This is a genomic window from Bacillus songklensis, assembly GCF_042649685.1.
Taxonomy (GTDB): Bacteria; Bacillota; Bacilli; order Bacillales; family Bacillaceae_H; genus Bacillus_BA; species Bacillus_BA songklensis.
Genome location: NZ_JBHRZT010000055.1, coordinates 1 through 696 on the forward strand (window position 1 = coordinate 1; position 696 = coordinate 696).

The following is a 696-nucleotide window of genomic DNA, read 5'->3' on the forward strand; positions in this document are numbered from 1 at the left end:
CTCTGATTTGGTTTGTATTTTCCAGTACACATTTTAACCAAATTAACCTACGGTATTACGAGCAAGGGGCTAGTTTCGTTCATGATAACTTGTCTACTGTTATAACACGAGGTTTACAAATATGAGAAGCAGCCAAGGCTTTCTTGAAAAAGCGCTTGGCTGCTTGTTTATTTCTTGATTCACTTAGATAAAAATCAATGGTATTCCCTTCTGAATCGACTGCACGATATAAATACATCCATTGACCTTTTACTTTCACATACGTTTCATCGACTCTCCAGGAATCATTTGTTGTCTTAAGATGACGTCGTACTCTTTCGTCTAATTCAGGTCCATATTGATGCACCCAACGCATAATGGTGGTGTGAGCGATAGACAAACCTCGTTCCTCCATCATTTCCACCAAATCACGAAAACTTAGGTTGTACCGTAGGTACCATCTTACCGTTAATAAAATCATATCAGGCTGATAGTGCTTCCATTTGAACAAATTTTCCTTTTTCATACCGATCACACACCTTTTTTAGAGTAATAGTATCAGTATGTCCAAGATTTAGAGATTACTTGCAATTGTCTTGAAATTTTCGCACCAGAACCCATAAATGTTTCAACGTATTCGCGTCTGCCTCAATTCCTTCGAGTAGTTCTATTACGAGGTCAACTTTCGTTTCCATCTGTAATCACTCCTTTCCGATA

At 38.1% G+C, this 696-nt stretch carries 1 pseudogene; it reads right to left on the bottom strand.

Annotated elements, in window-relative coordinates:
- Positions 1 to 88 precede the first annotated feature (88 nt).
- Positions 89 to 505, bottom strand: a pseudogene (locus tag ACFOU2_RS14735) (IS6 family transposase); the annotation flags it as partial.
- Positions 506 to 696 lie beyond the last annotated feature (191 nt).